Source organism: Streptomyces sp. SID5469, assembly GCF_009862865.1.
GTDB classification, from domain to species: domain Bacteria; phylum Actinomycetota; class Actinomycetes; order Streptomycetales; family Streptomycetaceae; genus Streptomyces; species Streptomyces avermitilis.
The window spans coordinates 2,284,800-2,311,268 of sequence record NZ_WWIN01000001.1 but is presented as its reverse complement, the minus strand read 5'-3'; the positions used below and the strand labels follow the sequence as shown (position 1 = coordinate 2,311,268).

26 protein-coding genes and 2 pseudogenes are annotated in these 26,469 nt (G+C 72.6%); 17 read left to right on the top strand and 11 right to left on the bottom strand.

Features of this window, described 5'->3' with window-relative positions:
- The first annotated feature begins 23 nt into the window (after positions 1 to 23).
- Genes GTY58_RS09955 through GTY58_RS09925 form a run of 7 tightly spaced genes read left to right on the top strand, consistent with a single transcriptional unit; the run spans position 24 to position 3,658 of the window.
- Positions 24 to 287, top strand: coding sequence for a gas vesicle protein GvpG (locus GTY58_RS09955; protein WP_010983326.1), 264 nt, complete (start codon positions 24 to 26; stop codon positions 285 to 287).
- Positions 284 to 970 carry a hypothetical protein gene (locus tag GTY58_RS09950; RefSeq protein ID WP_010983325.1) on the top strand — a complete coding sequence of 229 codons (687 nt, stop codon included), beginning with the start codon at positions 284 to 286 and terminating at the stop codon, positions 968 to 970. Before GTY58_RS09955 ends, GTY58_RS09950 begins: the two co-directional genes overlap by 4 nt.
- Positions 963 to 2,099 carry an SRPBCC family protein gene (locus GTY58_RS09945; RefSeq protein WP_010983324.1) on the top strand — a complete coding sequence of 379 codons (1,137 nt, stop codon included), beginning with the start codon at positions 963 to 965 and terminating at the stop codon, positions 2,097 to 2,099. Before GTY58_RS09950 ends, GTY58_RS09945 begins: the two co-directional genes overlap by 8 nt.
- A complete protein-coding gene (locus tag GTY58_RS09940; RefSeq protein ID WP_010983323.1) occupies positions 2,096 to 2,422 on the top strand; it encodes a gas vesicle protein in 327 nt (108 codons plus the stop codon). Before GTY58_RS09945 ends, GTY58_RS09940 begins: the two co-directional genes overlap by 4 nt.
- A complete protein-coding gene (locus GTY58_RS09935; RefSeq protein ID WP_010983322.1) occupies positions 2,419 to 3,186 on the top strand; it encodes a GvpL/GvpF family gas vesicle protein in 768 nt (255 codons plus the stop codon). Before GTY58_RS09940 ends, GTY58_RS09935 begins: the two co-directional genes overlap by 4 nt.
- Positions 3,183 to 3,377, top strand: a complete 195-nt coding sequence (locus tag GTY58_RS09930; protein ID WP_010983321.1) for a gas vesicle protein — start codon at positions 3,183 to 3,185, stop codon at positions 3,375 to 3,377. The genes GTY58_RS09935 and GTY58_RS09930 overlap by 4 nt, the downstream gene beginning before the upstream one ends.
- On the top strand, positions 3,374 to 3,658 hold the full coding sequence (locus GTY58_RS09925; RefSeq protein WP_010983320.1) for a gas vesicle protein K: 285 nt from the start codon (positions 3,374 to 3,376) through the stop codon (positions 3,656 to 3,658). Before GTY58_RS09930 ends, GTY58_RS09925 begins: the two co-directional genes overlap by 4 nt.
- Before the next feature lie 13 nt (positions 3,659 to 3,671).
- On the opposite strand, the gene GTY58_RS09920 is transcribed toward GTY58_RS09925, so the two are convergent.
- Positions 3,672 to 4,493, bottom strand: a complete 822-nt coding sequence (locus tag GTY58_RS09920) for a methyltransferase domain-containing protein (RefSeq protein ID WP_010983319.1) — start codon at positions 4,491 to 4,493, stop codon at positions 3,672 to 3,674.
- Between the two features lie 135 nt (positions 4,494 to 4,628).
- Positions 4,629 to 6,122: a bifunctional phosphatase PAP2/diacylglycerol kinase family protein gene (locus GTY58_RS09915; protein WP_010983318.1), complete on the bottom strand. Its 1,494-nt coding sequence runs from the start codon at positions 6,120 to 6,122 to the stop codon at positions 4,629 to 4,631.
- A gap of 112 nt (positions 6,123 to 6,234) precedes the next feature.
- Between GTY58_RS09915 and GTY58_RS09910 the strand changes: the two genes are divergently transcribed.
- Positions 6,235 to 7,854: an ATP-binding cassette domain-containing protein gene (locus GTY58_RS09910; RefSeq protein ID WP_010983317.1), complete on the top strand. Its 1,620-nt coding sequence runs from the start codon at positions 6,235 to 6,237 to the stop codon at positions 7,852 to 7,854.
- A 213-nt stretch (positions 7,855 to 8,067) separates the two neighbouring features.
- A complete protein-coding gene (locus GTY58_RS09905) occupies positions 8,068 to 8,301 on the top strand; it encodes a DUF6158 family protein (RefSeq protein ID WP_037647525.1) in 234 nt (77 codons plus the stop codon).
- 195 nt (positions 8,302 to 8,496) lie between these two features.
- On the opposite strand, the gene GTY58_RS09900 is transcribed toward GTY58_RS09905, so the two are convergent.
- From GTY58_RS09900 to GTY58_RS09890, 3 genes are all read right to left on the bottom strand, one after another.
- On the bottom strand, positions 8,497 to 9,042 hold the full coding sequence (locus GTY58_RS09900) for a type 1 glutamine amidotransferase domain-containing protein (protein ID WP_010983315.1): 546 nt from the start codon (positions 9,040 to 9,042) through the stop codon (positions 8,497 to 8,499).
- Between the two features lie 38 nt (positions 9,043 to 9,080).
- Positions 9,081 to 9,527: a CBS domain-containing protein gene (locus tag GTY58_RS09895; protein WP_010983314.1), complete on the bottom strand. Its 447-nt coding sequence runs from the start codon at positions 9,525 to 9,527 to the stop codon at positions 9,081 to 9,083.
- Positions 9,528 to 9,629: 102 nt separating this feature from the next.
- Positions 9,630 to 10,040, bottom strand: coding sequence for a DUF2795 domain-containing protein (locus GTY58_RS09890; RefSeq protein WP_010983313.1), 411 nt, complete (start codon positions 10,038 to 10,040; stop codon positions 9,630 to 9,632).
- 333 nt (positions 10,041 to 10,373) lie between these two features.
- Between GTY58_RS09890 and GTY58_RS09885 the strand changes: the two genes are divergently transcribed.
- The 4 genes and pseudogenes from GTY58_RS09885 (at position 10,374) to GTY58_RS09870 (ending at position 15,204) form a co-directional block, all read left to right on the top strand.
- Complete coding sequence (locus GTY58_RS09885; protein WP_010983312.1) at positions 10,374 to 11,168, top strand: RNA polymerase sigma factor SigF; 795 nt, start codon at positions 10,374 to 10,376, stop codon at positions 11,166 to 11,168.
- A gap of 388 nt (positions 11,169 to 11,556) precedes the next feature.
- A complete protein-coding gene (locus GTY58_RS09880) occupies positions 11,557 to 12,627 on the top strand; it encodes a hypothetical protein (RefSeq protein ID WP_010983311.1) in 1,071 nt (356 codons plus the stop codon).
- A gap of 122 nt (positions 12,628 to 12,749) precedes the next feature.
- A pseudogene (locus tag GTY58_RS09875) lies at positions 12,750 to 14,038 on the top strand (pyridoxal phosphate-dependent aminotransferase).
- On the top strand, positions 14,035 to 15,204 hold the full coding sequence (locus tag GTY58_RS09870; protein WP_010983309.1) for an MBL fold metallo-hydrolase: 1,170 nt from the start codon (positions 14,035 to 14,037) through the stop codon (positions 15,202 to 15,204). Before GTY58_RS09875 ends, GTY58_RS09870 begins: the two are co-directional and overlap by 4 nt.
- Before the next feature lie 106 nt (positions 15,205 to 15,310).
- Here GTY58_RS09870 and GTY58_RS09865 read toward each other — a convergent pair whose 3' ends face one another.
- Positions 15,311 to 15,934, bottom strand: coding sequence for a VTT domain-containing protein (locus tag GTY58_RS09865; RefSeq protein WP_010983308.1), 624 nt, complete (start codon positions 15,932 to 15,934; stop codon positions 15,311 to 15,313).
- A 46-nt stretch (positions 15,935 to 15,980) separates the two neighbouring features.
- Positions 15,981 to 16,754, bottom strand: coding sequence for an MBL fold metallo-hydrolase (locus GTY58_RS09860; protein ID WP_037647357.1), 774 nt, complete (start codon positions 16,752 to 16,754; stop codon positions 15,981 to 15,983).
- An 86-nt stretch (positions 16,755 to 16,840) separates the two neighbouring features.
- Here GTY58_RS09860 and GTY58_RS09855 point away from each other — a divergent pair, with 86 nt between their 5' ends.
- From GTY58_RS09855 to GTY58_RS09845, 3 genes and pseudogenes are all read left to right on the top strand, one after another.
- Complete coding sequence (locus tag GTY58_RS09855; RefSeq protein ID WP_037647360.1) at positions 16,841 to 17,275, top strand: hypothetical protein; 435 nt, start codon at positions 16,841 to 16,843, stop codon at positions 17,273 to 17,275.
- A gap of 168 nt (positions 17,276 to 17,443) precedes the next feature.
- Positions 17,444 to 19,543 (top strand): alkaline phosphatase family protein, encoded by a 2,100-nt coding sequence (locus GTY58_RS09850; protein WP_171033202.1) that lies wholly within the window; start codon positions 17,444 to 17,446, stop codon positions 19,541 to 19,543.
- A gap of 88 nt (positions 19,544 to 19,631) precedes the next feature.
- Positions 19,632 to 20,335 (top strand): annotated as a pseudogene (locus GTY58_RS09845) (hypothetical protein); the annotation flags it as partial.
- 84 nt (positions 20,336 to 20,419) lie between these two features.
- On the opposite strand, the gene GTY58_RS09840 reads toward GTY58_RS09845, so the two are convergent.
- Together GTY58_RS09840 and GTY58_RS09835 are read right to left on the bottom strand one after the other, a co-directional pair.
- On the bottom strand, positions 20,420 to 21,925 hold the full coding sequence (locus GTY58_RS09840) for a VWA domain-containing protein (RefSeq protein ID WP_042492897.1): 1,506 nt from the start codon (positions 21,923 to 21,925) through the stop codon (positions 20,420 to 20,422).
- 995 nt (positions 21,926 to 22,920) lie between these two features.
- Positions 22,921 to 23,700: a hypothetical protein gene (locus GTY58_RS09835; RefSeq protein WP_107083166.1), complete on the bottom strand. Its 780-nt coding sequence runs from the start codon at positions 23,698 to 23,700 to the stop codon at positions 22,921 to 22,923.
- Between the two features lie 155 nt (positions 23,701 to 23,855).
- Between GTY58_RS09835 and GTY58_RS09830 the strand changes: the two genes are divergently transcribed.
- A complete protein-coding gene (locus GTY58_RS09830; protein WP_010983301.1) occupies positions 23,856 to 24,281 on the top strand; it encodes an OsmC family protein in 426 nt (141 codons plus the stop codon).
- 305 nt (positions 24,282 to 24,586) lie between these two features.
- Here GTY58_RS09830 and GTY58_RS09825 read toward each other — a convergent pair whose 3' ends face one another.
- Positions 24,587 to 25,450, bottom strand: coding sequence for a helix-turn-helix transcriptional regulator (locus tag GTY58_RS09825; RefSeq protein WP_010983300.1), 864 nt, complete (start codon positions 25,448 to 25,450; stop codon positions 24,587 to 24,589).
- Between the two features lie 153 nt (positions 25,451 to 25,603).
- A complete protein-coding gene (locus tag GTY58_RS09820) occupies positions 25,604 to 26,461 on the bottom strand; it encodes a helix-turn-helix transcriptional regulator (protein WP_010983299.1) in 858 nt (285 codons plus the stop codon).
- Positions 26,462 to 26,469 lie beyond the last annotated feature (8 nt).

The following is a 26,469-nucleotide window of genomic DNA, read 5'->3' as shown; positions in this document are numbered from 1 at the left end:
GCCGCCCACCGGGAGCTGATGGCATGGGCCTGATCACAGAGGTGCTGCTGCTGCCGTTCGCACCGGCGCGGGGCAGCATCTGGGTGCTGGGTCAGGTACTGGCGGAGGCAGAGCGCCAGTACTACGACCCGGCCACGATCCGTGCCGAACTCGCCCGCCTCGAGCAGCAGCTCGAGGCGGGCGAGATCGACGAGACCGAATTCGACCGCCGGGAGGACGAGCTCCTCGACCGGCTGGAGACCAGCTCGCGCAGCGGCGCGGGAACCGGCAACGGGACGACAGGATGAATCGAATAGGACTGGGCCTCGCGATAGGGGCCGGATACGTCCTCGGACGTACCAAGAAGATGAAGCTGGCGTTCGCCGTCGGCACCATGGTGGCCGGCAAGCGGCTGAACCTCACCCCGCGGGCCCTCGCCGACCTGGTCTCCCAGCAGCTGCTGAACAACCCGCAGTTCAAGGAGATCGGCGACGAGCTGCGGCAGGATCTGCGCGGCGTCGGCAAGGCCGCCTCCGGAGCGCTGCTCGAGCGGCAGATCGAAGGACTCGCCGACCGGCTGCACGGGCGGACCGCGCAAGTGCGCGACCAGCTCGCGGGCGTCGCGCCGGACGTGCCGGGCCTCGATGACGACGAGGAGGAGGACGAGCGGGACGAGGAGGACGCACGGGACGAGCGGGGCGAGGCGGACGAGCCGGAAGAGCGGGACCGGGAGCCCGACGGCGAGGAGGACCGCCCGCGCCGGGCGGCGCCGGCCAAGAAGACCGCCGCGAAGAAGGGCCCGGCCAAGAAGGCTCCGGCCAAGAAGGCTCCGGCGACGAAGACGGCGGCGGGAACGGCCGGGGCGAAGAAGGCGGCCAAGAAGGCTCCCGCCAAGAGGACGGCGGCCGCCAAGAGGACGGCGGCCGCCAAGAGTTCCGCGCGCCGGGTCACCCGGACTCGTACCCGGGAAAGGGGCGGCGACGATGAGTGACACCCTCGGGTCCGTGACGGGCCGGGCGAAGGACCAGGCGAAGGGCGGGGTGAAGGAGAACCCGATCACCGGCGTCGTCCAGAGCGAGGCCGCCGACCGGCTCAAGGCGGAGGTGCAGGAGTACCTGGGCGCCCAGGCCCAGCGGCTGCTGGTCGGTTTCGGCCGCAAGCTCGGTGAGACCACGGGCAAGCTCAACGACATCGCGGAAGGCAACAGCCCGGGCTTCGCCAAGCTCGCGCTCGACGGCGGCCGCAAACTCGCCGAGGGCAAGGGCCCGCTGCGTTCCGCCCTGGAACTCGGCGCCGGCCGGGCCAAGGACAGTGTCGTGGGCGCCTTGAAGAACCTGACCGGCGGCAAGGGCCGGCGCAAGGGCGGTGCGGGCAAGAAGCCCACCGTCATCATCGAGTTCATCGACGTCGGCGTGCCGCTGCGCACGGCGTACGACCAGTGGACCCAGTACCAGGACTTCAGCACCTTCGCCAAGGGCGTCAAGAGCGCGAACCGCGCCGACGACACGACGAGCGACTGGCAGCTCAAGGTCTTCTGGTCCAACCGCAGCTGGAAGGCGCACACCACCGAGCAGGTGGCCGACGAACGGATCTCCTGGACGTCCGAGGGCGCGAAGGGCACGACCAAGGGCGTCGTCACTTTCCACTCCCTGGCCGACAACCTCACCCGGGTGCTGCTCGTCATCGAGTACTACCCCAAGGGCCTGTTCGAGAAGACCGGCAACATCTGGCGCGCCCAGGGCCGCCGGGCCCGGCTCGACCTCAAGAACTTCGCCCGCTTCATCACGCTCAAGGGCGAGGCCGAGGACGGCTGGCGCGGCGAGATCCGCGACGGCGAGGTCGTCCGCAGTCACGAGGACGCGGTCGCCGAGGAGGAGGCCGAGGAGTCGGGCCCTGAGGGCGAGTCCGAAGAGCCCGAGGAGGCCTACGAGGACCAGGAGGACGGCGAAGCGGACGGCGAAGAAGGCGAGCCGTACGAGGAGCAGGCCGAATACGCCGACGAGGACGAAGCTCCGGAGGGCGAGTACGCCGACGAGGACGAGGTCCCGGAGGACGAGGCTCCTGAGGAGGAGTACGAGTACGAAGAGGAAGAGGCCCCGGTAGGCGGGGGTCGCCGATGACCACTCCCAGCAGACTGCCCGACCCCTACGGCTCAGGCGGCGGCGCCAACCTCGCCGACATCCTTGAACGGGTGCTCGACAAGGGCGTCGTGATCGCGGGCGACATCCGCATCAACCTGCTCGACATCGAGCTGATCACCATCAAGCTGCGGCTCATCGTCGCCTCCGTCGACAAGGCCAAGGAGATGGGCATCGACTGGTGGGAGGACGACCCGGCACTGTCCTCGCGCGCCCGGCACAACGAACTCGCCCGGGAGAACGCCGAGTTGCGCGCCCATGTCGCCGAACTGGAGGGCGCCCGCCCCCAAGAGGAGGCCTCATGACCGGGCTGCGTTACGTGTACGCCGTCTGCCGCCCCTTCGGCACGCCCCTCCAGGCCGAGCTGACGGGGGTGGCGGGCGCCCCGCCCAAGCAGCTCTCGCACCACGGTCTGGTCGCCGTCGTCAGCGAGGTGCCGGCGGAGGACTTCGCCGAGGAGCCGCTGCGGGCCCATCTGGAGGACCTGGAGTGGCTGACCGCGACCGCCCGCGCCCACCAAAGTGTGATCGACGCGCTCACCGTGGTCACGACGCCCCTGCCGCTCAGGCTCGGCACCGTGTTCCAGGACGACAGCTCCGTACGGGTCATGATGGAGGCGCGCGAGGAGGCCTTCCGCCGCACGCTGGACCGCCTGGACGGGCGCGTGGAGTGGGGCGTCAAGGTGTACGCCGAAACGGAGCAGACGGAACCGGAACGTTCGCCCGGGAAAGCGGCCTCGGGACGGGACTATCTGCGTCAGCGGCGTCAGCGCAATCGGTCCCACGAGGAGATGTGGGAGAACAGCGAGCGCTTCGCGGGCCGGCTGCACCACACCCTCGCGGAATACGCCGAGGATTCGCGTCTGCACGCCCCGCAGAATCCGGCGCTCTCCCGGGCGTCGGGACGCAACGTGCTCAACGCGGCCTATCTGGTGCCGCGTTCGGACTCGGAGGAGTTCGTGGAGAAAGTGGACCGTACGAAGGACGAACTGTCCGGGGTACGGGTGGAACTCACCGGCCCCTGGGCTGCGTACTCGTTCAGCGGCATCGACGGGGAGGCGGACGCGTGACCGTGGTGGAACGCCGTGAGATCGCCCTGGTGGACCTGCTCGACCGGCTGCTCGCCGGCGGCGTCGTCATCACCGGCGACCTCACCCTGCGCATCGCGGACGTCGATCTCGTGCGCATCGATCTGAACGCGCTCATCAGCTCGGTGAACGCCCAGGTCCCCTCGCCGTGGCCGGACCAGGAGGAACAGTGAGCACAAGCAGCAGTGGACGTAATCGGCTGGATCTCGAGCCCGACACCGTGGAGCGCGATCTCGTCAAGCTCGTGCTGACCGTCGTGGAACTGCTGCGGCAGCTGATGGAGCGGCAGGCGGTGCGCCGCTTCGACACGGGAGAGCTGACGGAGGACCAGGAAGAGCGGATCGGGCTCACGCTGATGCTGCTCGACGACCGCATGAAGGAACTGTGCGAGCGCTACGGTGTGCGGCCCGAGGACCTGAATCTGGACCTCGGACCGCTCGGATCGCTGCTCTAGCCGGATCGCTGCTCTAGACGATCTTGCGGCAGAGAATCTCTCCGTGCAGGACGGAGAACCAGCCGTCCTCCTGCCGCCCCCACTCCCGCCACGCCTGCGACACCGCCCGCAGCTGGCGCGTGGTCGCGTGGCCGCCCTCCGTGGCGCGGGCCGCGTACGCCGAGGCGAGGGTGCGGTCCGCCCACAGGCCGCTCCACCAGTCCCGCTCCTCCGCGGTGGCGAAGGTCCAGGTGCTCGACGTGGCGGTGATGTCCGTCAGGCCCGCCCGCAGCGCCCACGCCCTGAGCCGGCGCCCCGCGTCCGGCTCACCGCCGTTGGCCCGGGCGACGCGCCGGTACAGGTCCAGCCAGTCGGTCATGCCCGGTGACTCGGGATACCAGGTCATGGCCGCGTAGTCCGCATCGCGGACGGCGATGAAACCGCCCGGCCTGGTGACCCGGCGCATCTCGCGCAGCGCCTGCACCGGATCGCCCACGTGTTGCAGCACCTGGTGTGCGTGCACCACGCAGAAGGTGTCGTCCGGGTACTCCAGCGCGTGCACGTCCGCGACCGCGAACTCGACGTTGCGCAGACCGCGCCCGGCGGCCGTGGCCCTGGCCTGCTCCAGGATGTCCGGTGCGTGGTCGACCCCGGTCACCCGGCCGTCCGGGACCAGCGCCGCCAGGTCGGCGGTGATGGTGCCCGGACCGCAGCCGATGTCGAGGATCTTCATGTGGGGCTTCAGCGAGTCGAGGAGATACGCCGCCGAGTTGGCCGCTGTGCGCCAGGTGTGCGAGCGCAGCACGGACTCGTGATGGCCGTGGGTGTAGACGGCGGTCTCCTGCGACTTCGACATGACCGTTCCCCTTCGCGTCGGTTGCGCGTCGTACGCGCCCCGCGGAGCCTCACCGCGGGGCGACAGGCATCACGGTACGTGCGAATGTCGAATGATGAGACCCGCGTCTTGCCATATGGACCACCGATCTCGCGGTCAGGTGCGGGGGAACGGACGGTAGACCGTCAGCGCCTCCGGAAGCTTCCGGAGCGTCACATCGCCCTGGACTTCGGTGACTTCGCCGTCGTGGGCGAGGAGGGTGCCGGGCGCGACACCGGTCAGGCGCAGTTCCCGTACCCGGACCGCCGCGTGGGCGGGGGACCGGGTGAGCGGACCGGCGAGGGCCGCGGCCAGCAGGCGGGCGGCGGGGCGGCGGCCGCCGTGCACGACGCGTACGTCGAGGAGCCCGTCCGCGAGCTCGTGGCGGCGGCCGGGCGCGAGCCCCGTGCGGTGGTGCGTGCCGTTGCCCGCGAACAGCAGCCACAGCGGGCGGGGCGCACCCCCCAGTCCGACCTGCAAGGGGTGATGGTCCGCGCGCAGCACCCGCAGCGCGGCGATCACGTCGGCCGGCCAGGCGCCGAGCCACTCCGCCCAGCGTTCCCGCTCGCGTACCAGCTCCGGATGGACGCCGAGACCGACGGAGCCGAGGAAGCAGCGCTCGATGTCCCCGGAGGTGAAGCGGCCGACGTCCACGCGCACGGCGTCGCCCTGCCGCAGGGCGCGGGTCAGGTCACGTACGCCCTCGATGCCGAGGTCGTGCGCGAGGTGGTCGGGTGAGCCGCCCGGCAGCACGGCGAGCGGGAGGCCGTGACGCAGGGCCACCTCGGCGGCGGCGTTCACCGTGCCGTCGTCCCCGCACACCCCGAGCACCTGGGCGCGGGCGGCGGCCTTCTCCAACTCGGCCCGCACCTCGTCCGGTTCGCACTGCACCGTCTCGGCACGGGGGAGGGCGTCCCCGAGGGCGCGGACGCGGTCCGGGGCCGCCGCGCCCTGGTCGGCCACGACCACCAGACCCGCGCCGTCGGGCAGCGCGGGCGCGTCCACGCGCGGGCGGCCCGGCGGCGGGAGCCGGTCGCGGGTCGGCACGAGCCCGCGGACGGCGAACGCGGCGCCCACGCCCAGGGCCGCGCCCGCCAGGACGTCGCTCGGGAAGTGGACGCCCGTGTAGACGCGCGAGAGGGCGACGGCGGCGGCGAGCGGTGCGAGCGCCGCGCCCAGGCCGCGTGACTCCAGGGCGACGCCCGTCGCGAAGGCGGCGGCCGAGGCGGAGTGGCCCGACGGGAACGACGTGGTGATCGGCTGGCGCTTGAGGCGGCGGACGTGCGGGACCGGGTCGAGAACGGGGCGCGGGCGGCGGACCGAGCGCTTGCCGAGGGTGTTGATCGTGGCGGAGGCCAGGGTGAGCGAGGCGAGGCCCCGGGCGGCGGCCCGGCGGGCACGGGGGCTGCCGGTGGCCGCGAGGGCGGTGGCCGCGGCGAACCACAGGACCCCGTGGTTCGCGGTGCGGCTCAGCCTGGGCAGCAGGCGGTCGCCCCCCGGCCAGTGCCGGGCGGCGACCTTCTCGAAGAGGCGGTAGTCGGCGGCGAGCAGTCGGTCTCGCAGGACGCGGGGGCGCGGGGGGCGGACCGTCAGGTCGACATCTGGGGTCATGGGGGGCACGTACCCAGGGCGGCGGGATTACTGCGTGCCGGCCCGGGCGGAGGCGGCCGCGGACACGAAACGAGTTTGCCCGGGGCAGGCGATTCCCAGGACAATGCGCGCCATGGGACATCTGGAAGCCGCGCATCTCGAGTACTACCTTCCCGACGGGAGGGTGCTGCTCGGCGATGTGTCGTTCCGGGTGGGAGAAGGGGCCGTCGTCGCCCTCGTCGGGCCCAACGGGGCCGGGAAGACCACCCTGCTGCGGCTGATCTCCGGTGAGCTGAAGCCGCACGGTGGCGGGGTCACGGTGGGCGGCGGACTCGGGGTGATGCGGCAGTTCGTGGGGTCCGTGCGGGACGAGACGACCGTACGGGAACTGCTCGTGTCCGTCGCGTCGCCCCGCATCCAGGAAGCGGCGCGCGCCGTGGACACCGCCGAGCACGCCATGATGACCGTCGACGACGAGGCCGCCCAGCTCCGGTACGCGCAGGCGCTCTCCGACTGGGCCGAGGTCCGCGGGTACGAGGCGGAGACGCTCTGGGACATGTGCACCATGGCCGCGCTCGGAGTGCCGTACGAGAAGGCGCAGTGGCGACAGGTGCGCACCCTCTCCGGTGGCGAGCAGAAGCGGCTCGTGCTCGAAGCGCTGCTGCGCGGCACCGACGAGGTGCTGCTGCTCGACGAGCCCGACAACTATCTCGACGTACCCGGCAAGCGCTGGCTGGAGGAGCGGCTCAAGGAGACCCGCAAGACCGTTCTCTTCGTCTCCCACGACCGTGAGCTGCTCGCCCGCGCCGCGGAGAAGATCGTGAGCGTCGAACCGAGCCCCACCGGGGCGGACGCCTGGGTGCACGGCGGCGGTTTCGCGACATATCACGAGGCGCGGCGGGAACGTTTCGCGCGCTTCGAGGAGTTGCGCAGGCGCTGGGACGAGAAGCACGCCCAGCTGAAGAAGCTCGTGCTGAATCTTCGGCAGGCGGCCTCCATCAGCCATGAGCTGGCGTCCCGCTACCAGGCCGCGCAGACCAGGCTGCGGAAGTTCGAGGAGGCGGGACCGCCGCCCGAGCCGCCGCGCGAGCAGGACATCACCATGCGGCTCAAGGGCGGCCGTACCGGGGTACGGGCGGTCACCTGCAAGGGGCTCGAGCTCACCGGGCTGATGAAACCCTTCGACCTGGAGGTCTTCTACGGCGAGCGGGTCGCCGTCCTCGGCTCCAACGGCTCCGGCAAGTCGCACTTCCTGCGCCTGCTCGCGGGCGACGACGTCACGCACACGGGGGAGTGGAAGCTGGGCGCGCGTGTCGTGCCCGGGCACTTCGCGCAGACCCACGCCCACCCGGAGCTGGAGGGCCGCACGCTGCTGGACATCCTGTGGGGCGAGCACTCCCAGGACCGCGGCGCGGCCATGTCCCGGCTGCGGCGCTACGAGCTGACCGCCCAGGCCGAGCAGCGGTTCGAGCGGTTGTCCGGCGGACAGCAGGCCCGATTCCAGATCCTCCTGCTGGAGCTGGAGGGCGTGACCGCGCTGCTGCTGGACGAGCCGACCGACAACCTGGACCTGGAGTCGGCGGAGGCCCTCCAGGAGGGCCTGGAGGCCTTCGACGGCACGGTCCTGTCGGTCACGCACGACCGCTGGTTCGCCCGGTCCTTCGACCGCTATCTCGTCTTCGGCTCCGACGGCCGCGTACGGGAGACGGCGGAGCCGGTGTGGGACGAGCGCCGGGTGGAGCGGGCCAGGTAGCGGAACGCGCGCGGCCCGCGCCGTCGGGGAGCGCCCGTAGGCGTGGCCCTGGTGCGCCGGGGCGTGTCGGCGTATGCGGAGGCCCAGGGCCCCGGATGTTCGTAGAGTGGATGGAGAGAGGCGAGATCCATGGTCCCTCCTGGATGCCCTCGGGTGGTAGGTCCCGAGCGCGTACCCGGACCGCACCAGGGACACGACGATCGGGGCACGATCATGAACGGAGTCGACCCGGGCCGCCTGACCGACCAGCAACTCATGAAGGAGCTGGAGGCGATCCACCGCACGCGTCACGACACGCTGCTGCACGGTTCCAACGACGCGCTGCGGGTGCACAACGTCCGCATGGCGCAGCTGGAGGGCGAGTATCTGCGCCGCCATCCACGCCGCCCGGTGGCCCCGGGCCGCACTCGTGAGGGAGCCCGGGAGCGGGGATGCGCCCAGGCGTGACGAGCCTCCAGTCGTGACTCGCGTGAGGTCTGCCCGAGCCGCGTGAGGTGCTCAGGGCGCGTGAGGCGTCCGAGCTGACCGAGGTGTCCGCGTCGACCGTCCGGCCCCCGTGCGGTCGGCGCACGTGAAGCCGGTGCTCGGTCCGGACCAGCTGGTCCGGACCGAGCACCGGCTTCGGGACGTCCGGCTGAGCCGCTACGCGGCCGCAGCCTTGTCGAACTCGGTCAGAAACGCCTCGCGGAACGCCTTCAGGTCGTCCGGCTTGCGGCTGGTGATCAGCGTGTTGGGCCCCTGGTCGCAGATCTGCACCTGCTCGTCGACCCAGGTGCCGCCCGCGTTGCGGATGTCCGTCCGCAGACTCGGCCACGAGGTCAGCACACGGCCCGGGACCACGCCGGCCTCGATCAGCGTCCACGGGGCGTGGCAGATCGCGGCGACCGGACGGCCCTGGTCGAAGAAGGCGCGGACGAAAGCCACCGCCCGCTCGTCCATCCGCAGTGCGTCGGGGTTGGCCACCCCGCCGGGCAGGACCAGCGCGCCGAAGGAGTCGGCCGGCACCTCACCGGCCACCTCCTCGACGGGGAAGGTGTCCGCCTTGTCGAGATGGTTGAACGCCTGGACCTGTCCGGGCTCGGTCGAGACCAGGACCGGTTGGTGCCCGGCGTCGACCGCCGCCTGCCAGGGGTCGGTGAGTTCGATCTGCTCGACCCCCTCGGGGGCGGTCAGGAATGCGATGCGCATGACTGTTCACTGTCCTTTCTCAGCCTGCCGGCCGGCCCTCAGCGTGCCGCGGGAGCCGCGCCCGGCCAGCTGTCCGGTTCGGCGCGGCTGATGTCGGCGAGCACCGATTCGGGGTCCTGCGCGACCGCCAGATCGCCGAGACTCACCATGCCCACCGGGTGTCCGTCCTCGACGACCGGAAGTCGGCGCACGGTGTGCTCCCGCATCAGCGCGACCGCGGCCGACACGGGCTCGTCGGGGCCGATCACCACCGGGTTGGTCGTGCACACGCCCTGGGCGCTCACGGTGCGCGGGTCGACGCCGTCCGCGACGGCACGCAGCGCTATGTCACGGTCCGTGAGCACGCCGACGAGCTGCTGGTCGAGGGTCACGAGGACATCGCCCACATCCTGGGCCCGCATGAGCTGCGCGGCCTCGACGAGCGATGCGTCGGGGCGGACCGCGACGACGCCGGGAGTCATGACCTCCCTGACGAAATCAGCCATGGAAGTGGTCCCTTCTGTGATCTCCCGCTGTGGCCCGCGGTACCCGCGAACCTGTTCGCTGGGCGTCCGGCTCCTGTTCCTCCAGTTCGCCTGTTACCCGTGTTACCCCTGTTCCTCGTCCTGCGGCCCGGCGCCGTCGGCGGTCCGTACGACCGCCTCGGCAAGCTCGTGCGCGTTGGTGTAGCGGGCCTTGTGCGGCAGCCGCTCCAGCGGTTCGACGAGCGCGTCGGGGGCGTGGCTGCGGCGCAGGGCGCCGATCAGATCGGCGGGCCCCGCGGGGAACGAGGTGCGTCCCAGATGCCGGCCCAGCTCGTAGCGCACGGCGGCCAGCGAGCCCGTGGCGCCGCCGGGCGTCACAGGGCCGCCCGCGATCTGCGGGTCGTCGTCGGCCGTCGGTTCCGGGTCGTTCCACTCTTCGGCCCGCGTCGGGTGACCGGACCGCAGCAGACCCTGCAGTTCGTGTTTCATCTCGTCGTCCCGGTGGACGCTCAGCCGGTCACTGCCTCGCTGCATGTTTCGCTCCAGATCCTTTCGGGGTGAGCTCGGGTGAGCACCGCGTACCCGGTGGGACGAGGTCGACACGGGATCGGGCGGACCCGTGCGGAGCGTCCGCCGCGTGGCCCTGCCGTCGCTCCTGAACCGGGGGCGGCAACGGTTTTCACCCGGAGGCTGTGCGGGTGGTTTGCCTCGCATGATCAGGGGCAGGCGGTCTGACAGTGCTTCGGACAGGAGGCACGTCCGTGGGAGCGGGAAACCCTCACCACGGGTGTGTCCGGTCCCGTGTCCGGGTGCGCTCCCACGGTGACCGTCCACCCCAGGCACCCCTCAAGGGAGTTGCGACGCACCATGCGAACCCAAGCCAGCGCGAAGCGCCACTCGCACGACGATGCACCCGACACCGCAGAGGCCTTCCGCAAGCTCGCCACGCTCCCGCCGGGCCAGCAGCGCGACACACTCCGTGAGGAGATCGTCGAGGCCTGGCTGCCCATGGCCGAACGGCTCGCCGGACGCTTTCGGAACCGCGGCGAGAACTACGAAGACCTGCGCCAGGTCGCGTCGCTCGGCCTGGTCAAGGCCGTCGACCGGTACGACCCCGAGCTCGGCAACGCCTTCGAGAGCTACGCCGTGCCCACGATCACCGGCGAGATCAAGCGCCACTTCCGCGACCACATGTGGACCCTGCACGTGCCGCGCCGCGTCCAGGATCTGCGCAACCGTGTGCGGTTCGCCAGTCAGGACCTCTCGCAGACCATCTCGGGCCGCAGGCCCACCGTCGCCGAGATCGCCGAGCACGCCAACATGAGCGAGGAGGACGTCCGGGCGGGCCTGGAGGCCCTGGAGAGCTTCACGGCGCTCTCCCTCGACGCCGAACTGCCCGGCAGCGAGGACGGGTACTCGCTCAGCGACGCCCTCGGCTCGGCCGACCCGGCCCTGGACATCGTCGTCGACCGCGAGGCCGTCAAGCCGCGCCTCCAGGCGCTGCCCGAGCGCGAACGGGACATCCTCTACATGAGGTTCTTCGGTGACATGACGCAGAGCCGCATCGCCGAGCAGCTCGGCATCTCCCAGATGCATGTGTCACGGATCATCAGCCGCTGCTGCGACCGACTGCGCGAGCAGGTGATGCGGGACGCCGCCTGAGCCGAGGTTCAGGTTCGTCCGGCTGAGAGCGAGGGCGAGGGCGAGGGCGAGGTGACGGGACATCATGTCCCTCGCCGTGCCCTCGCCCTCGCCTTCGCCATGGAGAAGCGGCTCACCCACCGGCGCCGCGTTCCGGGTGGCCTCGGCGGGGTCGGACGCGGCCTTCGGAGCCCTGCGCCGGCTCTCCCAGGGCTCTCCCAGGGCGCCGACCGCAGACGCCGTACCGCCGACCGCAGGCTCCGCAGTGGTCCGGCATTGTCACCCGCCCGGCGGCGTACGTAGCGCGAATGGTGCCCGGCCGCGCGCGTGCGGCCGCCGGGCGGGCTGTCATGGGCTGCGGGGGCACGACCGCCGTGCCCCCGCAGAGCCCGCCGAAGGAGCCCAGCCCATGCGCCGTTGCGCCCGTGTCCTGTCCGCCACCGCCCTGGCCGGTGCCGCCCTGGGCGTCGCCGCCCCGGCCGCGTCCGCGGATCCGGCCACGGAGGTCAGACCGCGCTCCGTCGCGCCCGGCGGCGCCGTCACCCTCTCCGTCTCCTGCGACGCCACCGGCGCGGAGCGGTCCGACGCCATCGAGGCCGGCCCGCAGAGCTCCGAGGAGACCGAGGCCCAGCTGCGGCTCGGAGGGAACGACGACGCCGGGGCGGCCGCCGACGGCGAGACGGCGCGTATGCCGTCCGACGGGGACTTCGACGGCGGTGCTACCGGTGCGGCCGGCCCCCCGGCGCAGTGGGAGGTCGACGGACAGTGCCCCGTGACGACGGGCGGCCAGGAGAGTCAGTGGACCGCCTTGCCCAGCGACACCCGCGACGGCGAGGCCCGCAACGGCGCGGCGGATCCGTCCGGCGCTGCGGACGTGCCCGGCGCTGCGGACGCGCCCGACGCTGCGGACGCGCCCGACGCGGTGAATCGTCCTGACGAGGTGAATCCTCCCAGCGCGGTGGCTCCGCCCGACACGCTGGATGCGCCCGCCGCGGTGGATCCTCCGGGTGCGGTGGTTCCGCCCGACACGGTGGATCCCGGTGCGGTGAATCGCCCCGACGCGGCGGACGCGCCCGACGCGGTGAACCGTCCTGACGAGGTGAATCCCCCCAGTGCGGTGGTGCCGCCCGGTGTGGTGGTCCCGCCCGACACGCTGGATGCGCCCGCCGCGGTGGATCCCCCCGGCACGTTGGCTCCGCCCGGCACCGCGAGCCGCCCCGGCACGGTCGAGCCGCCCGACGCGGTGAATCGCCCCGACGCCGTCGATCCCCCCGACACGCCGAACGGCCCCGACGCCGTGAATCCGTCCGGTGCGGCGGATGCGCCTCCCGGGGTCCAGCGCGGAGCGCAGGCCGGCGAGGGCGGCGCCTTCACCGGGTCGATCCCCGCCCTGGTCACCGGCAGCGTCCTGGTCGCGGTCGCCATCGGCGCCGCCTGCTACCGAGTGCTGCGCCGGAAGGGAACGTCCTCCCGCATCTGACGCTGTGACGGGCGCAACCCGGCCGGGCGCCCATGGCAGGACGGAACCCTGGGTACGGAGAGGCCGAGGGCACGGCCGAGACCGTATGGGGAACGGACGTACGAGACTGCGCGGAGGCACCCATGCGGCGGACGGATCGGGAAGGACACGGCCCCGTCCGCTACGGCCCGCCGCTGCCCGACCAGGGACTGCCCGTACTGCCGGGACTCGCGGCCGCCCTCGCCGCCGCCGCGGACCGCCCCGACGCCGAACCCGCCGGCGGCGGCCCCGCCCTCCTCGCCGCGGCCTGCGGCTACTTCGGGCGGCGCGGTCTGTCCGCGGGCCCCGACCGCGTCGCCGCCGCACCGGGCGCCCCGGCCCTGCTCCTCGCACTGACCGCGGCGCTCGGTGGCGATGTGCTCGTGCCCCGGCCCTGCGCCGCCTGGTGGGCACCCCCAAGGGCCCGGGGCCGCCTGGGAAGGGTCCGGTGTTCCCTTGTTGGCGAACCCCCCGGGGGAAATTGGGGGGGCCTTCCCGGGATTCCGGACCCCCCCTCCTGGAAGAACCGGTCGCAGGGTTCCGTGCCCGAAGGCCGGGGGAATCCCGGGGGGTCCTTCGGTTCCGTCGCCGGGTCGGCCGAACGAACCCCAACCGCCAACCGTCGCACCCGCCCGAGGTGCTGCACGAGACCATCGAGGCCGCCGCGGGCGAGGGACTGCACCTGGTCAGCGACGAGACCTGGCGCGACACCGTGCACCGCCCGCACGACACCGTGCTGTTCAGCCCCGCCGAGATGCTCCCCGACGGGGTCACCGTCCTGACCGACCTCGCCGGCCCCTTCCTGCCGGCCGGCTGGCCCGCGGCCGTCGCCCGCTTCCCGGACACCGCCGACGGCGCCGGGCTGCGCGCCCGTGTCCTCGACGTCCTCACCGCGCTCGGCGCCCGGATCGCCCGACCGGTCGCCGCGGCCGCCGCGTACGCGCTCGACGAGCCCGCCGACGTCACCGAACGCCTCACCGCCGCCGTACGCCTGCACGCGCGCGTGGCCACCGCCGCGCACCGTGCGGTGGTCACCGCGGGCGCCCTCGCCCGGCCCCCGCAGGCCGGCCGGCATCTGTACGTGGACCTCGGCCCGCTGCGCTCCGCGCTCAGCGCGCACGGAGTGGGCGACGCACAGGAACTGGAGGACTTCCTCACCGCCCGGCTCGGCCTGCCCGCGCCCGGCGGCCAGCGCTTCGGGGACGACCTCGCGGCCCTGCGCGTACGGCTGTCCACCGGGCCGCTCCTCGGCACCACCGCCGAGGAGCGGACGCGGTGCCTCGATTCACCCGCGCCTTTGGAACTGCCACACGTGCAACGCGCGTTGATCCTTCTGGGATCGGTCTTCGACGATCTTCGCGACGACGCTCAGCGATGGGAGCCTCCTCGATGACGCAGCAGACGCAGCAGACGGAGCAGACGGAGCAGACGAAGCAGACGAAGCAGACGAAGCAGTCCGGGTTCACCACGAGCACCGTTTCGCCGACGGACCAGGACGCCGACGAGCCGACGTCGACGACCACGACCACGACCACATTCACGTCCCCGTCCCCGTCCCCGCCCACCCCCGCCGGGCCCCTCGCACCGCCGAACGCACCGCCCGAGCCGCGTCCGCTCGGCGAGCGCCGGCGATGGCAGCGCTCCTTCGCCGACCGGCTGACCGCCCCGCTGCCCGGACTCAAGGCCTTAGCCCGGTTCGCCCGCGAGGGCGCGATACGGCCGGGACCCGAGGGACTCGCCGACATCCCGAAGCTGCCCTTCGAGCCGGCGCCGCTGCCCCGGGTGGACGCGCGCATGGTCGCCGTCTCCTGGGCGGGGCACGCGAGTTGGGTGGTCCGGATCGGTGGCCTCACCGTCCTCACCGACCCGGTCTGGTCCCGCCGCATCCTCGGCACACCCGCCCGGATCACCCCCGTCGGGGTGGCCTGGAGCGCCCTGCCGCGCATCGACGCGGTCGTCATCAGCCACAACCACTACGACCACCTGGACGCCCCCACCCTGCGCAGACTCCCGCGCGACACCCCGGTGTTCGTGCCCGCCGGACTCGCCCGCTGGTTCCGGCGCCGCCGCTTCACGCAGGTGACCGAGCTGGACTGGTGGGAGGCGGCCGAACTGGGCGGTGTCCGCTTGGACTTCGTGCCTTCCCATCACTGGTCCAAACGCAGCCTGACCGACACCTGCCGCACCCTGTGGGGCGGTTGGGTGCTCACGGCGCCCGACGGGCAGCGCGTGTACTTCGCTGGGGACACGGGATACGGGCACTGGTTCGCGCAGATCGGCCGCCGCTACCCCGGTATCGACCTGGCGCTGCTGCCGATCGGCGCGTACGACCCGCGCTGGTGGCTGAGCGACGTGCACTGCGATCCGGAGGAGGCGGTACAGGCGGCGGTCGACCTCGGCGCGCACCGGATGGCGCCGATGCACTGGGCGACGTTCGTCCTGTCCGCGGAGCCGGTCCTGGAGCCGCTCACCCGGGTGCGGGCGGCCTGGGAGAAGGCGGGGCTGGCCCGCGAGGACCTGTGGGACCTGCCGGTGGGGGCCTCCCGGGTCCTGGAGTGATCTCCGGGCCCAGAGCCTGTCCGGCGGTTCATGCCCCGGCGCACCCGGGCTGACAAGGCTCCGCCGCCTTCCTCCGGCATCATGATCCGCCGGACAGGACGTAGAGCTAGGCGGCGTCCCTGCGCAGCCTGCGCCACACGCTCGGCGCGACGCTGATCGTCAGCGTCAGCGCGACCGCCGCCACCACGCCCTCCCACGGCTCCTCGAACAGGGAACCGCCGAGGATGCCGATCAGCTGGTACGTCACCGCCCAGGCGAGGCACGCCGGGCCGTTGCCGCGGGCGAAGCGCCGCAGCGGCATGTCCGCCATCAGACAGGCGAGCATCACCGGGAGACGGCCCGCCGGGACCAGCCGGGACAGCGTGAGCACCGCGATGTCGTGGTCGCGCAGCTTCTCCTGCGCCTGTGCGAGCCGGTCCTCGGGCGCGCGGTCGCGGATCGCCCGCAGCCAGCGCGACCCGTTCTTGGAGCGCATTCCGCGCCGGCCCAGCCAGTACAGCGCGATGTCGCCGAGGAACGCGGCGAGCGCCGCCACCGCGAAGACGAACAGCAGCGCGAAGGGCGCCGACTGATGGAAGGCCACCACCGCCGCGGAGCTGACCAGGGCGCCCGTCGGCACCACCGGCACCAGCGCGCCGATCAGCACCAGCAGGAACAGCGTCGGATAGCCGATGGCCTGCTGCGTGGACGCCGGTGACACGGTCGAGTTCACCGCGGCCAGGAATATCACCGGGCGGCCTCCGTCACGGTGGTGTGCGGTCTGCGGACCGGGCGTCTCACCGGGCCACCTCCGGGCGTACGCTCTCGCCGTGCGCCAGCAGGTGCACCGCGACCGCCGGCGCGCGCTCCGCCGCGAGGCGCACGAACTCGGCGCCCGGCGTGTGGAATTCATGGGGGCGCACGGCATCCATCCCGATCGGCCAGTACGTGCCGTAGTGCACCGGTACCGCGCTGCGGGGCGTCAGCCGCGCGAGCGCCTGCGCGGCCCGCCCCGCGTCCAGGTGCCCCTCGCCGAGATACGGCCCCCAGCCGCCGACCGGCAACAGCGCCACGTCGACGGGCCCGACCTCCTCGGCCATCTCCTCGAACAGCCCGGTGTCCCCCGCGAAGTACGTCCGCGCGGCACCCTCGATCACGAACCCGAGCGCGGGCGAGCGGTGCGGACCGACCGGCAGCCGCCGTCCGTCGTGCCGCGCCGGAACGGTCCGTACGACCAGGTCACCGACCTGCGTCCGATCGCCGGGCGCGACCTCGGTGAGCCGCAGATGACCGAGCCTGCGCAGCCCCGGCACCTGACGCACGGCGCCCCGCGGCAGCAGCAGCCGGGTGCCGGGGGCGAGCCGGGCCAGGGACGGTACGTGGAGGTGGTCGGCGTGCAGATGCGAGACGAGCGCCACGTCCGCGACCGCCGCCTCGGGCGGGGGCGGTGCGCCCCGGCGGCGCCGCAGGTGCGCCAGGCGGCGCGCGAAGAGCGGGTCGGTGAGAACGCGCGTTCCCGAGTCCTCGACCGTGCAGGTGGCATGCCCCCACCAGGTGATCTCCACCGGCACTCCCTTTGCCTCCTTCGCGCGACTCCCCCCGAGCCTACGGGCAGGAGTAGGGTCGGCGGCGAAACCCGGAGGTGAGGGGGGACACCATGGGAGACGTGCGCGGCGCCTTCGGCCCGTCGGCCACGGTACGGGTCACGGCCATCGCCAGCCTGACGCCCCTGGAGGAACTGGACGCGGACCCCTTCCTCGTCGACTCCCGCAGCCAGTACGCGATGTGCGCCCGCTGGGCCGCCGAGCGCGGCTACGTCGTGACCCGGGAACTCCTCGTCCGCGGACTGCGGCCCGACCACTGCGCCCTGTGGGCCGACGTCGAGGCCGGCCTCGTCGACCTGTTCGTCGCCCCCAGCCACCGTGTCCTGGAGCGCGCGCTCGCCTCCGTGGACGAGTTCGCCGCGGAGTGCGCCCGCCGCGGCGTCCGCGTGGAGACGGTGGGCCGCGCGGAACCGTCGTACGACGCGAAGATGAAGGCCCGTATCCACCGGCGCCTTTCGATGCCGACAGCGGGGTACGACGGCCGCTGACCCCTGTGGGTGGACCCACCGCCGTCGTGGTCGCACGCTTGCGCGCCCTTGCGGCGGAGCAGGATGGCCGGGGGGAGAGCATCCGGTGACACCCGGGATCCCCCATGCGTTGTGACAGGGTGGAGAAGGCCCGTACAGGTGTGGGCCGGGACGCGAGGTGGGTGCGGCGTGGGTGGCGGGCGTTGGCGGAGTGTGCTCAGCGGGGTGTGGCGGAGTATCGCCGTATGGGCCGTCTCGACGGTCACCATGCTCGTCCTCGCCGGACTGCTCCCCGACTTCCAGCTCCAGTCCGACAACGGTGACAGCGCCACCCGGATAGCCATCACCGCGGCCGCCGGCGCGGGCGTCTTCGGTCTGCTGTCGTCCCTTTTCTGGCCCCTGCTCGTGCGCCTGCTGCTCCTCGTGCCCGCCCTCGTCATCGGCCTGCTCGTCTTCTTCCTCAACGGCTCCCTGCTGCTGATCGCCCTGCGCATCAACCCCTCCGGCCGGGGCGAGGCCGCGCCCGAGACCGCCGTCGTGGTCGCCGCCGTGATGTCCGCCGTGGCCTCCGCCACCGGCGGTGCCCTCGCGGTACGGGACGACGACGCGTACCGCCGCAGGCTGTACCGGCTCGCCGACCGCCGCCGCAGACGCGGCGAGGGGCAGGCGGGTCCCTCCACCCCGGGCACCGTCTTCCTCCAGCTCGACGGTGTCGGCCACGACGTCCTGGCGGAGGCGACGGCCAAGGGGCTCATGCCGACCGTCGCCGCCTGGCTCGGCCTCCCCACCGCCGGCACCCGCGGCGGCCGTGGCCCCACCCATGTGCTCACCCCCTGGCGCACCGACTGGTCCAGCCAGACCGGCGCCAGCCAGCTAGGCATCCTGCACGGCTCCAACCACGACATCCCGGCCTTCCGTTGGTACGAGAAGGAAACCCACGAGGTCATGGTCTGCAACCGCCCCTCCAGCGCCGCCGAGCTCCAGCGCCGCGCCGTCGAGCGCACCGGTGACGGCGGTCTCCTCACCGTCGACGGCGCCAGCCGCGGCAACCTCTTCAGCGGCGGCGCCGACCAGCTCGCGCTCGTCCTGTCCATCGCCGCGCGGCGGGGGAGGAAGAACCGCTCCCGGGCGGGCTACTTCGCCTACTTCTGCGACCCCGCCAACGCCGTCCGCACCGCCATGTCCCTCGTCGCCGAGGTCGGCCGGGAGATGGGCCAGTCCACCCTGGCGCGCGTGCGGAAACAGCGGCCCCGGGTCAAGCGCGGCGGCCTCTACCCGTTCATCCGCGCCTTCGCGACCGTCGTCGAGCGGGACGTCGTCGTCGCCGCGGTGATCGGCGACATGCTCGCCGGCCGCAACGCGGTCTACGCGGACCTGGTCGGGTACGACGAGGTCGCGCACCACTCCGGGCCGCGCAGCCGGGACGCCGCGAAGGTCCTGGAGCGCCTCGACCGTTCGCTCGCGCTGATCGCCAAAGTCGCCGAGCACGCCCCGCGGCCGTACCGCGTCGTCGTCCTCTCCGACCACGGCCAGAGCCCCGGCGAGACCTTCCAGACCCGCTACGGCCTCTCCCTCGGCAATCTGGTCCGGGCCGGCTGCGGGCTGCCCGTGCCGCGCAGGGCCCGGCGCACCCACAGCGGGGCCGAGGCGCGGGCGGCGGTGCGCGCCGCGCTGCGGCGGCCGGTCGAGGAGGGCGGCGAGGAACACCGCCCGTCGCACCGCCGCTCCGAGCCGGTCGTGCTCGCCTCCGGCAACCTCGGGCTCGTCTCCTTCCCCGACGTGCCGCACCGGATGAGCAAGGAGGAGATCGACCGGCGCCACCCGGCGCTGCTGTCCACCCTCGCCAACCATCCCGGCATAGGTTTCGTCCTCGTACGGAGCGACGAGCACGGCGGGCTGGTGCTCGGGGCGCACGGCGCCGAGATACCCGTCGACGCGCTCGACGACGAACACCCCGGCCCGCTCGCCGACTTCGGCCCCGGCGCCGCCGACGCCGTACGGCGCACGCACTCCTTCCCGCACACCGCCGACATCATGGTCAACTCCTGGTACGACCCGGTCGAGGGCGAAGTCCTCGCCTTCGAGGAGCAGATCGGTTCGCACGGCGGGCTCGGCGGCGCGCAGGGGCGTCCCTTCCTGCTCTCGCCGGTCGCGTTCTCGGCGCCGGTGGACGACGGCACCGAACTGGTCGGCGCCGAGCACCTCCACCGGGTCTTCCGCCGCTGGCTGCGCGAGTGCGACGGCCCGCAGGTGCCCCTGGCGACGCGGGCCGACGAGCGCGCGGCGTAGGGCCGTCCGGTCGGGGCGGGCCGGTGCCACCGGCACCGACATCACGCACCCGGAATCCTGCGGCTCCGGACTTGGCGAGTGCGCTCCTGGAGTCCTTCGGTCCCTCGTCGCCGACGCCGAACTCGCCCGCGCCCACGGCATCTCCGTCGCCGCCGTGAGCACGGAGGCCGCCGAGATCTACATCAGCCCGCTGCGCCGGTTCGACGACGAGGAATGGCGGTTCATCCTCGCCCACGAGATGCTGCACGCCGCACTGCGCCCGCTGCGGCGCCCGCGACCCGCTGCTGTTCAACATCGCCTGCGACTACGTCATCAACGGCTGGCTCTGCGAGATGCAGATCGGCTCGATGCCCGAAGGGCTGCTCCGCGAACCGGAGTTGAGGGGCCTGTCCGCGGAGGAGGTGTACGACCGCATCGCCGGCGACCTGCGCTGGATGCGCCGCCTGTCCACCCTGCGCGGCAAGGGCGCGGGTGACATCCTCGGCGCCCCGCTGGGCAGTCCCCGCGACTACGTGGACCTTCTTCTGCGACGCGGCACCGCACGACGCGGGCTATCTGCCGGTCACGGTGATCGCCGGCCGGCTGCGGGTGCACGGCCGCGGCGGTACGGTGCTCCAGCCCGGCATCGACCTGCTGCATCGCGCGGACGACCTCCCGCCCGGCGCGCCCGTCCCGGTGATCACGGACGGCTGGTGCGACGTCCTGCGGGTCCGGCGCGAGCACGCGTACCTCATCCCGCAGGGCGCACGGCTGCCGTTCACCGCACGGGGGCCGGTCTTCCGGGTGAGGTGACGGCGAAGTGCGGTGACGGCGACGTGCGCTGACCGCGAAGCGCGGCGACCGCGACGGCCGGGGCCGCGTCAGTAGCGGCCAGCGTCAGTAGTGCGGCCAGAACCCCGACCGGACCCTGCCGAAGTCGTTCATCACCCGCACGGCGGGCGCGAAGCCGGGACCCGCACCGGCGCCGTGGGAGACGTCGCTGAAGGAGACCACGGCACCCAGTGCTCCGGTGAGCGTGATCAGCTTGCGCAGGGTGACCTGGTCGTCGCGGAACTCCTTGGCCGGGAGGTGACTGTGTGCGGCCTCCAGGTTCTTGAGGTGGTGCGTCAGCCGGTTCTTCGCCGCCTCCCTGTCGCGGTCGTACAGGTCGTCCAGCGCGTAGAAGGTGACCTCGCTGGTCCACAGGCCGACCGCGTGCACCGTCACCGTCTCCTCGGGGAGCGTGAGCGCCTCGCACAGGTCGAGTTCGTGCCGCCGTCCCGCGCGGGCCACGGTGTCCACGTACTGCACGGTCGCCGTACCCAGCCCGGACAGCTCGCGCCCCGCCGGCACCCTGATCTCGAGGACGACCCAGTACGTCTCCTCGAACGCGAGGTCGGGCGCGAAGATCCTGATGCCCTTGTCCTCGGTGATGATGTCGGGCAGCGCCTTGGTGCCGTAGTCCTGCAACGCCCGCTCGGCCGCCTGCCCCGCCTCGCGGAGCACCGCGGCGCGCGCTCTTGGGTCGGTGACCAGGTCATGCCCGTACAGGTGCCGGATCTCCACCTCGGGGTCGATGTCGAGCCGCAGCTGGATGTCGATGGCGGCCAGGTGGTCACGTCTGCTCAGATCGCCCAGCAGATCCGCGCCGACCTGCTCGGGCCGCGTCACGAAGGTCGAGTGGCCGCCGGCCAGCCCCGCGAGCGCGGCGAGTTCGGGCATCCGGGCGTCGGAGCCGAAACCGAAGCACGACAGCGTGAGGTCGCCCCGCAGTTTGGCGGCGACGTTCGCCCGGACCTTGATCCAGTCCCGTTCGCCGGATGTCGGGTCGCCGTCCGAGAACAGGTAGAGACAGTTGACGGTGCGTCCGCTGACGGAGTGGCGGCTGATCTCGTCGATGCCGTACTGCACACCGAGGTCGATGTCGGTCCCGCCCTGGGTGGTCAGCGCGGACACCACTTCCGCGAAGCGCTCGGGCGGCAGGTCCTGCTTGGCGACGGCCGGCAGGACGGTGCGCACATTGTGGTCGAACGTGATGATGCCCAGGCAATCGGCGGGGCGCAGCTCGCGGTAGATGGTCTGGAGAGCGGACTTCACCGTGTCGAGCTTGGTGCCCGTCATCGAGCCGCTGGTGTCGACGACGAAGACGAAGTTCACGGGGAGCGGCTCGGTGGCGGGAGCGTCCTCGGGGCGGGCGCGGCCCGCCTTCAGCGCGATCTCGACGAAGTGGGTCGTCGCCTCGTTCGCCTTGAACTCGCCCGGTACGGCGGCGAGTCCATGGCTCACGGCGACGGCCTCGCCGGGCCGGGGGCCGGGCACCTGCTCGGTGCGGTCCGCCACGAAGTCGTCGAACCGGATCTGCTCCTGCCCGATGATGACGCCCTGCTCGATGAGGTCCCTCACACCGAGCGCGGACCGGGTGCCGAAGGCGTTGTTGCGGCGGTATTGTAGAGGCCGTCGTGGGGGAGGGGCTGGTGTGGTTGTCGCGGGGGTGTGGGGAAGGGGCCGCTTGGGGGTGGCAGGGCATCTCCGAAGCCCCGGGCTGTGCCCCCAGCGGTTTCCCACGGACGCGCGGGCTTAAAGGGGGGCTTCCAGGTCGCGGTAGTAGCAGACCGACGGAGTCTGGTGTCGCCGCCACCGTGTCGGGATTGGCGGCCAGGCGCCGCTCGTACATGGGCTCGGAAGTGATGTCCCGGGCACTGGGCATCCCCGGGGCATGCCGGTCCACCGGCCGCCCGGAGCGGATCGTCCGTCCCCGCCGCAGCCACCGCCACAGCAGGCCGTCAAGGGTGTCCGCGTCCGGGGCGGTGATCTCCGGGTGGACGATGACGGTCAGCGTCTCCTCGTTCACCGGCAGGAGCACGGAGGCGAGACCGCTGGTCCGTGTCCACACCGCCCGATCGCCGGTGAGGACGTCCATGACCGAGAGAGCGTGCAGCGCCGCGAAGTCCCGGCACTCCGCCTCGCGCCGGGGGTCCCGGAGGTACGGCGCGCCCGTGGTGGTGTCCGGCCGGACGAGGTCGAGTACCAGGAACGCCCAGCACTCCCGGCGCGGCGGCAGCGGCACCCGCTCCGCATCGCCCGCGGCTTCGGACCCGCACAGACGCAGTACGGCGCCACAGCGCAAGAAGTCCCACAGCCCCGTGCCCGGTTCGGAAGGCGTCGCGGGCGGCGCGTCACCGGGATGGACCACGAGCACGGCGTCAGGATGGGCCGCCAATAAGGCGTCGGCGTCCTCCGCCGTCCGCGCGAACTCCTCCAGCGGCGCCAGCCCCGCTCCGCGCGCCCGCTCCCGTGCCTCGGCCGCCGCCCGGTCCACGTCGTCCCCGGCGACCGGCGGCCCGACGTACAGGACCGCGGGCCGTCCGGCATTCCGCCGGCTGTTCTGCTGGTTCTCGTCACTCGGCATGTGCACTCTCCGTCGTACGGGCGGGCAGCGGGCACCGGCTCTCCAGCTCGGTGCGGGTGTGCACGCCGCCGTCGAACATTCCCTCGGCCCTCATCCGCCGCAGCCAGGCGTCGAGTTCGGGGCCGAGCCCGGTGCTCTCCTCCGACAGCCGGACGGCCCGGTCGCGCCGGTCCGGATCACGGCCCAGGACCAGCAGCGCGATCTTCAGCGCGAGACTGTGCGGATTGCGGGCCTCGAGCCTCAGCGCCTCGTCGACATATCCGGAAGCGACCTCGATGTTCGAGCGGGCGAGCGCGATCCGGGCCTTCCAGTACCAGAACTCCTCCGACTCCTGGTCCACGTGCGAGGCCTCCAGGGCGCGTTCCGCCTGGTCCGGCTCGCCGAGGCCCACATGCCGGCGCACCGTGGTGAGCGACCGTTCGGCCCGGGACGCCCCGGCCGCCGGGCGGCGCGCCCGCGGGCCGGTGGCCACCCGCGCCGCGATGACCACCACGGCGAGCAGGAACAACAGCAGCATCCCGACGAGCACGACGAACTGCTGGATGCCCTTGCTCTCGGCCAGCGTGGCGAAGATCCCGAGGATCGCGACGGCGAAGGCGAGCACGATGACGGCACCGAACAGCGCCGTCGCCTGTGCCGAGGTGAGGGTCCGGAACATTCTGGTGCGGATGATGTCGCGCACGAAGTCCCGGTAGAGCAGATACAGGACGCCGAGTGCGACTCCGCCAAATCCCGCGATTCCCCCGAGGACTTGGAAGAGTTCGACCATGCATGGACTGTAAGGCTTCCCTGGGGCCTTCGGCAGGGGATTCACCGGCCGGTTCGGCAGGTCGCCGCCCCGTCGGGTGGGTGTCGCGGGCCCAGGTGTGATCGGATGGCGGGGACGGATTCCCGGCAACGGGACCCCACCCGAAAGGAAGAACCGTGGCAACCACGCGCTCCGCACACACCGTCTGGGAAGGCAACCTGCTCGAGGGCAACGGAGTCGTCACCTTCGACTCCTCCGGCATCGGCCAGCAGCCGGTGTCGTGGCCGTCGCGCGCCGAGCAGGCGAACGGCAAGACCAGCCCCGAGGAGCTGATCGCCGCCGCCCACTCCAGCTGCTTCTCCATGGCGCTGTCGCACGGCCTGGCCGGCGCCGGCACCCCGCCCACCAAGCTTGTCACCTCGGCCGATGTCACCTTCCAGCCCGGCGAGGGCATCACCGGCATCCACCTCACCGTGGAGGGCACGGTGCCGGGCCTCGACAACGACGCCTTCGTCGCGGCCGCCGAGGACGCCAAGAAGAACTGCCCGGTCAGCCAGGCGCTGACCGGCACGACGATCACCCTGTCGGCGAAGCTCGCCTGACCCGCGTACACACGCCCGTACGCCGATGCCGCGTCCTCCCCGAGGAGGGCGCGGCATCGTCATGTCCCGGCCTGCGGCTCGGCAACTCCCCGACGAGGCACGGCCACCGGCGGTCGGATGATCCCGGTCGGATGAACCGCGGTCGGGAGACCTGGCGGTCGGTCGGGAGATCGGGTGGTCGGGAGATCGGGCGGTCGGGAGGTCCGGCGGTCAGGAGCTCCGGCGGTCGGGAGGTCCGGCGGTCAGGAGCTCCGGCGGTCGGGAGGTCCGGCGGTCAGGAGATCGGCCGTCAGGAGCTCCGGCGGTCAGAAGCGCTCGCGGTACTCGCGCAGGATCTGCCGGGTGCGCCGGCCGGAGGCGGCGCGGGCGGCCATGTGGTCCAGCACCTCCAGGTGCAGGGACACCTCGGCGCGCGAGTCGAGATAGAGAGCGCCGGACAGATACTCGCTGTAGACCATGTCGGGCAGCTCCGGCTCCGCGAAACGGAACAGCACGAACGACGTGAACGTCCCCGGATGCGGACCGGCCGCGTACTCGAGGACCTGAAGCGTGATGTCGTCGCTCTCGGCGGCTTCGAGCAGCCGGTCGATCTGGTCGCGCATGACCTGGCCCCGGATGCTCACCGGACGCCGCAGCACGGTCTCCTCCATGAGCACCCAGAGATGCGGCGGCCGTTCCCGGGTGAGGAGCTTCTGCCGGGCCATGCGCAGCGACACATGCCGCTCGATGTCCTCGGGGCGCGTCTGCCCGACGGTCCCGGCCTCCAGCACGGCACGCGCGTAGTCCTCGGTCTGGAGCAGCCCGGGCACGAAGTGCGGCTCGTACGAGCGGATGATGCTCGCGGCGCCCTCCAGGCTGACGTGCATGCTGAACCAGTCGGGCAGGACGTCGTGATAGCGCTGCCACCAGCCGGGCCGGTTCGCCTCCTCGGCCAGCGAGACGTAGGCCGCGACCTCGGCGTCGGGCACCCCGTAGGTGGCCAACAGCACCTGGAGGTAGGGGATTTTGAGCGCGACCTCGGCGGTCTCCATGCGTCGCACGGTCGCCGGGGCGACCCGCAGCACCCGCGCGGCCTCCTCCCGCCGCAGCCCGGCCGCCTCCCGCAACTCCTGCAACCGCCGCCCCAGCACCACCTGTCCGACGGTGGGCGCGGCCCGCCGCTCACTCACGCCACGCCTCCCCACGCGCCGAAGTATCCGTGCAGTGTGACATGTCCCGCGGGAAGGTTCATGGGGTCGAGGTGTCTTGATTTCCTTCGCCCGCAAGGGAGTTGCGCCGGTCAGGACGGCGGCGCCACCGTCCTGACCGGCGACGGCGAGCTGTCAGGGCTGTAGTGACTGGAGGTACTTGACCGTCGCCGGGTCGGCCGGCAGGAACGTCTCGATGGCCAGTTCGGCCACCGTCACGTCCATCGGGGTGTTGAAGGTGGAGATGGACGAGACGAACGACAGCACCCGGCCGTCGTGCTCGATGCGCAGGGGGAGCGCGAAGTGCGGAGCGGGTTCGGCGGGCTCGTCGGCCGCGTCCGGGACCGGGTCGGGGACGGGGTACGCCGCCACCTCCTCGTACAGCGTGCGCAGCGGTGCCGAGCGGTGCAGCGCGATCTGGCGCTCCATCTGCGCCAGCAGGTGCCCGCGCCACTCGCCGAGGTTGCGGATGCGCGGCGCCAGACCCTCGGGGTGCAGCGTCAGCCGCATCGCGTTGAGCGGCGGCGTGAGCAGGGACTCCGGGACGCCCTCCAGGAGCATCGCGATACCGCGGTTCGCCGCCAGGACGTCATACGTGGCGTCCACCACCAGCGCCGGATACGGCTCGTACCCCTCGAGCAGCCGCCGGACCCCCTGCCGCAGCGCGTCCATCGCCGGATCGTCCAGCGGCGTCTCCGGATAGTGCGGTGCGTATCCGGCGGCCAGCAGCAGCGCGTTGCGCTCGCGGACCGGGATCTCCAGGTGCTCGGCGAGCCGCAGCACCATCTCCTCGCTCGGCCGCGACCGGCCCGTCTCGACGAAGCTGATGTGCCGGGCCGACGAACCGGCCCGCAGCGCCAGCTCCAGCTGACTGACCCGCCGCCGCTCCCGCCAGCCGCGCAGCAGCGGGCCGACGCCCCTGTCGGTCGGGCCGGTGCCCTTCTCGGTCGGGCCGGGGGGAGGCGCCACGGCGCCGGACGCGACAATGGTCATACGGAGGA

Excerpts from the sequence above, each read along its gene's own strand:
- GTY58_RS09900 (WP_010983315.1), bottom strand. The coding sequence starts at position 9,042 with ATGCGCATCGCATTCCTGACCGCCCCCGAGGGGGTCGAGCAGATCGAA.
- GTY58_RS09855 (WP_037647360.1), top strand. The coding sequence starts at position 16,841 with ATGGGAGACGTGCGCGGCGCCTTCGGCCCGTCGGCCACGGTACGGGTC.
- GTY58_RS09895 (WP_010983314.1), bottom strand. The coding sequence starts at position 9,527 with ATGGCTGATTTCGTCAGGGAGGTCATGACTCCCGGCGTCGTCGCGGTC.
- GTY58_RS09935 (WP_010983322.1), top strand. The coding sequence starts at position 2,419 with ATGACCGGGCTGCGTTACGTGTACGCCGTCTGCCGCCCCTTCGGCACG.
- GTY58_RS09940 (WP_010983323.1), top strand. The coding sequence starts at position 2,096 with ATGACCACTCCCAGCAGACTGCCCGACCCCTACGGCTCAGGCGGCGGC.
- GTY58_RS09885 (WP_010983312.1), top strand. The coding sequence starts at position 10,374 with ATGCGAACCCAAGCCAGCGCGAAGCGCCACTCGCACGACGATGCACCC.
- GTY58_RS09880 (WP_010983311.1), top strand. The coding sequence starts at position 11,557 with ATGCGCCGTTGCGCCCGTGTCCTGTCCGCCACCGCCCTGGCCGGTGCC.
- GTY58_RS09820 (WP_010983299.1), bottom strand. The coding sequence starts at position 26,461 with ATGACCATTGTCGCGTCCGGCGCCGTGGCGCCTCCCCCCGGCCCGACC.
- GTY58_RS09905 (WP_037647525.1), top strand. The coding sequence starts at position 8,068 with ATGAACGGAGTCGACCCGGGCCGCCTGACCGACCAGCAACTCATGAAG.
- GTY58_RS09945 (WP_010983324.1), top strand. The coding sequence starts at position 963 with ATGAGTGACACCCTCGGGTCCGTGACGGGCCGGGCGAAGGACCAGGCG.
- GTY58_RS09890 (WP_010983313.1), bottom strand. The coding sequence starts at position 10,040 with ATGCAGCGAGGCAGTGACCGGCTGAGCGTCCACCGGGACGACGAGATG.
- GTY58_RS09955 (WP_010983326.1), top strand. The coding sequence starts at position 24 with ATGGGCCTGATCACAGAGGTGCTGCTGCTGCCGTTCGCACCGGCGCGG.
- GTY58_RS09950 (WP_010983325.1), top strand. The coding sequence starts at position 284 with ATGAATCGAATAGGACTGGGCCTCGCGATAGGGGCCGGATACGTCCTC.
- GTY58_RS09910 (WP_010983317.1), top strand. The coding sequence starts at position 6,235 with ATGGGACATCTGGAAGCCGCGCATCTCGAGTACTACCTTCCCGACGGG.
- GTY58_RS09915 (WP_010983318.1), bottom strand. The coding sequence starts at position 6,122 with ATGACCCCAGATGTCGACCTGACGGTCCGCCCCCCGCGCCCCCGCGTC.
- GTY58_RS09835 (WP_107083166.1), bottom strand. The coding sequence starts at position 23,700 with ATGGTCGAACTCTTCCAAGTCCTCGGGGGAATCGCGGGATTTGGCGGA.
- GTY58_RS09870 (WP_010983309.1), top strand. The coding sequence starts at position 14,035 with ATGACGCAGCAGACGCAGCAGACGGAGCAGACGGAGCAGACGAAGCAG.
- GTY58_RS09920 (WP_010983319.1), bottom strand. The coding sequence starts at position 4,493 with ATGTCGAAGTCGCAGGAGACCGCCGTCTACACCCACGGCCATCACGAG.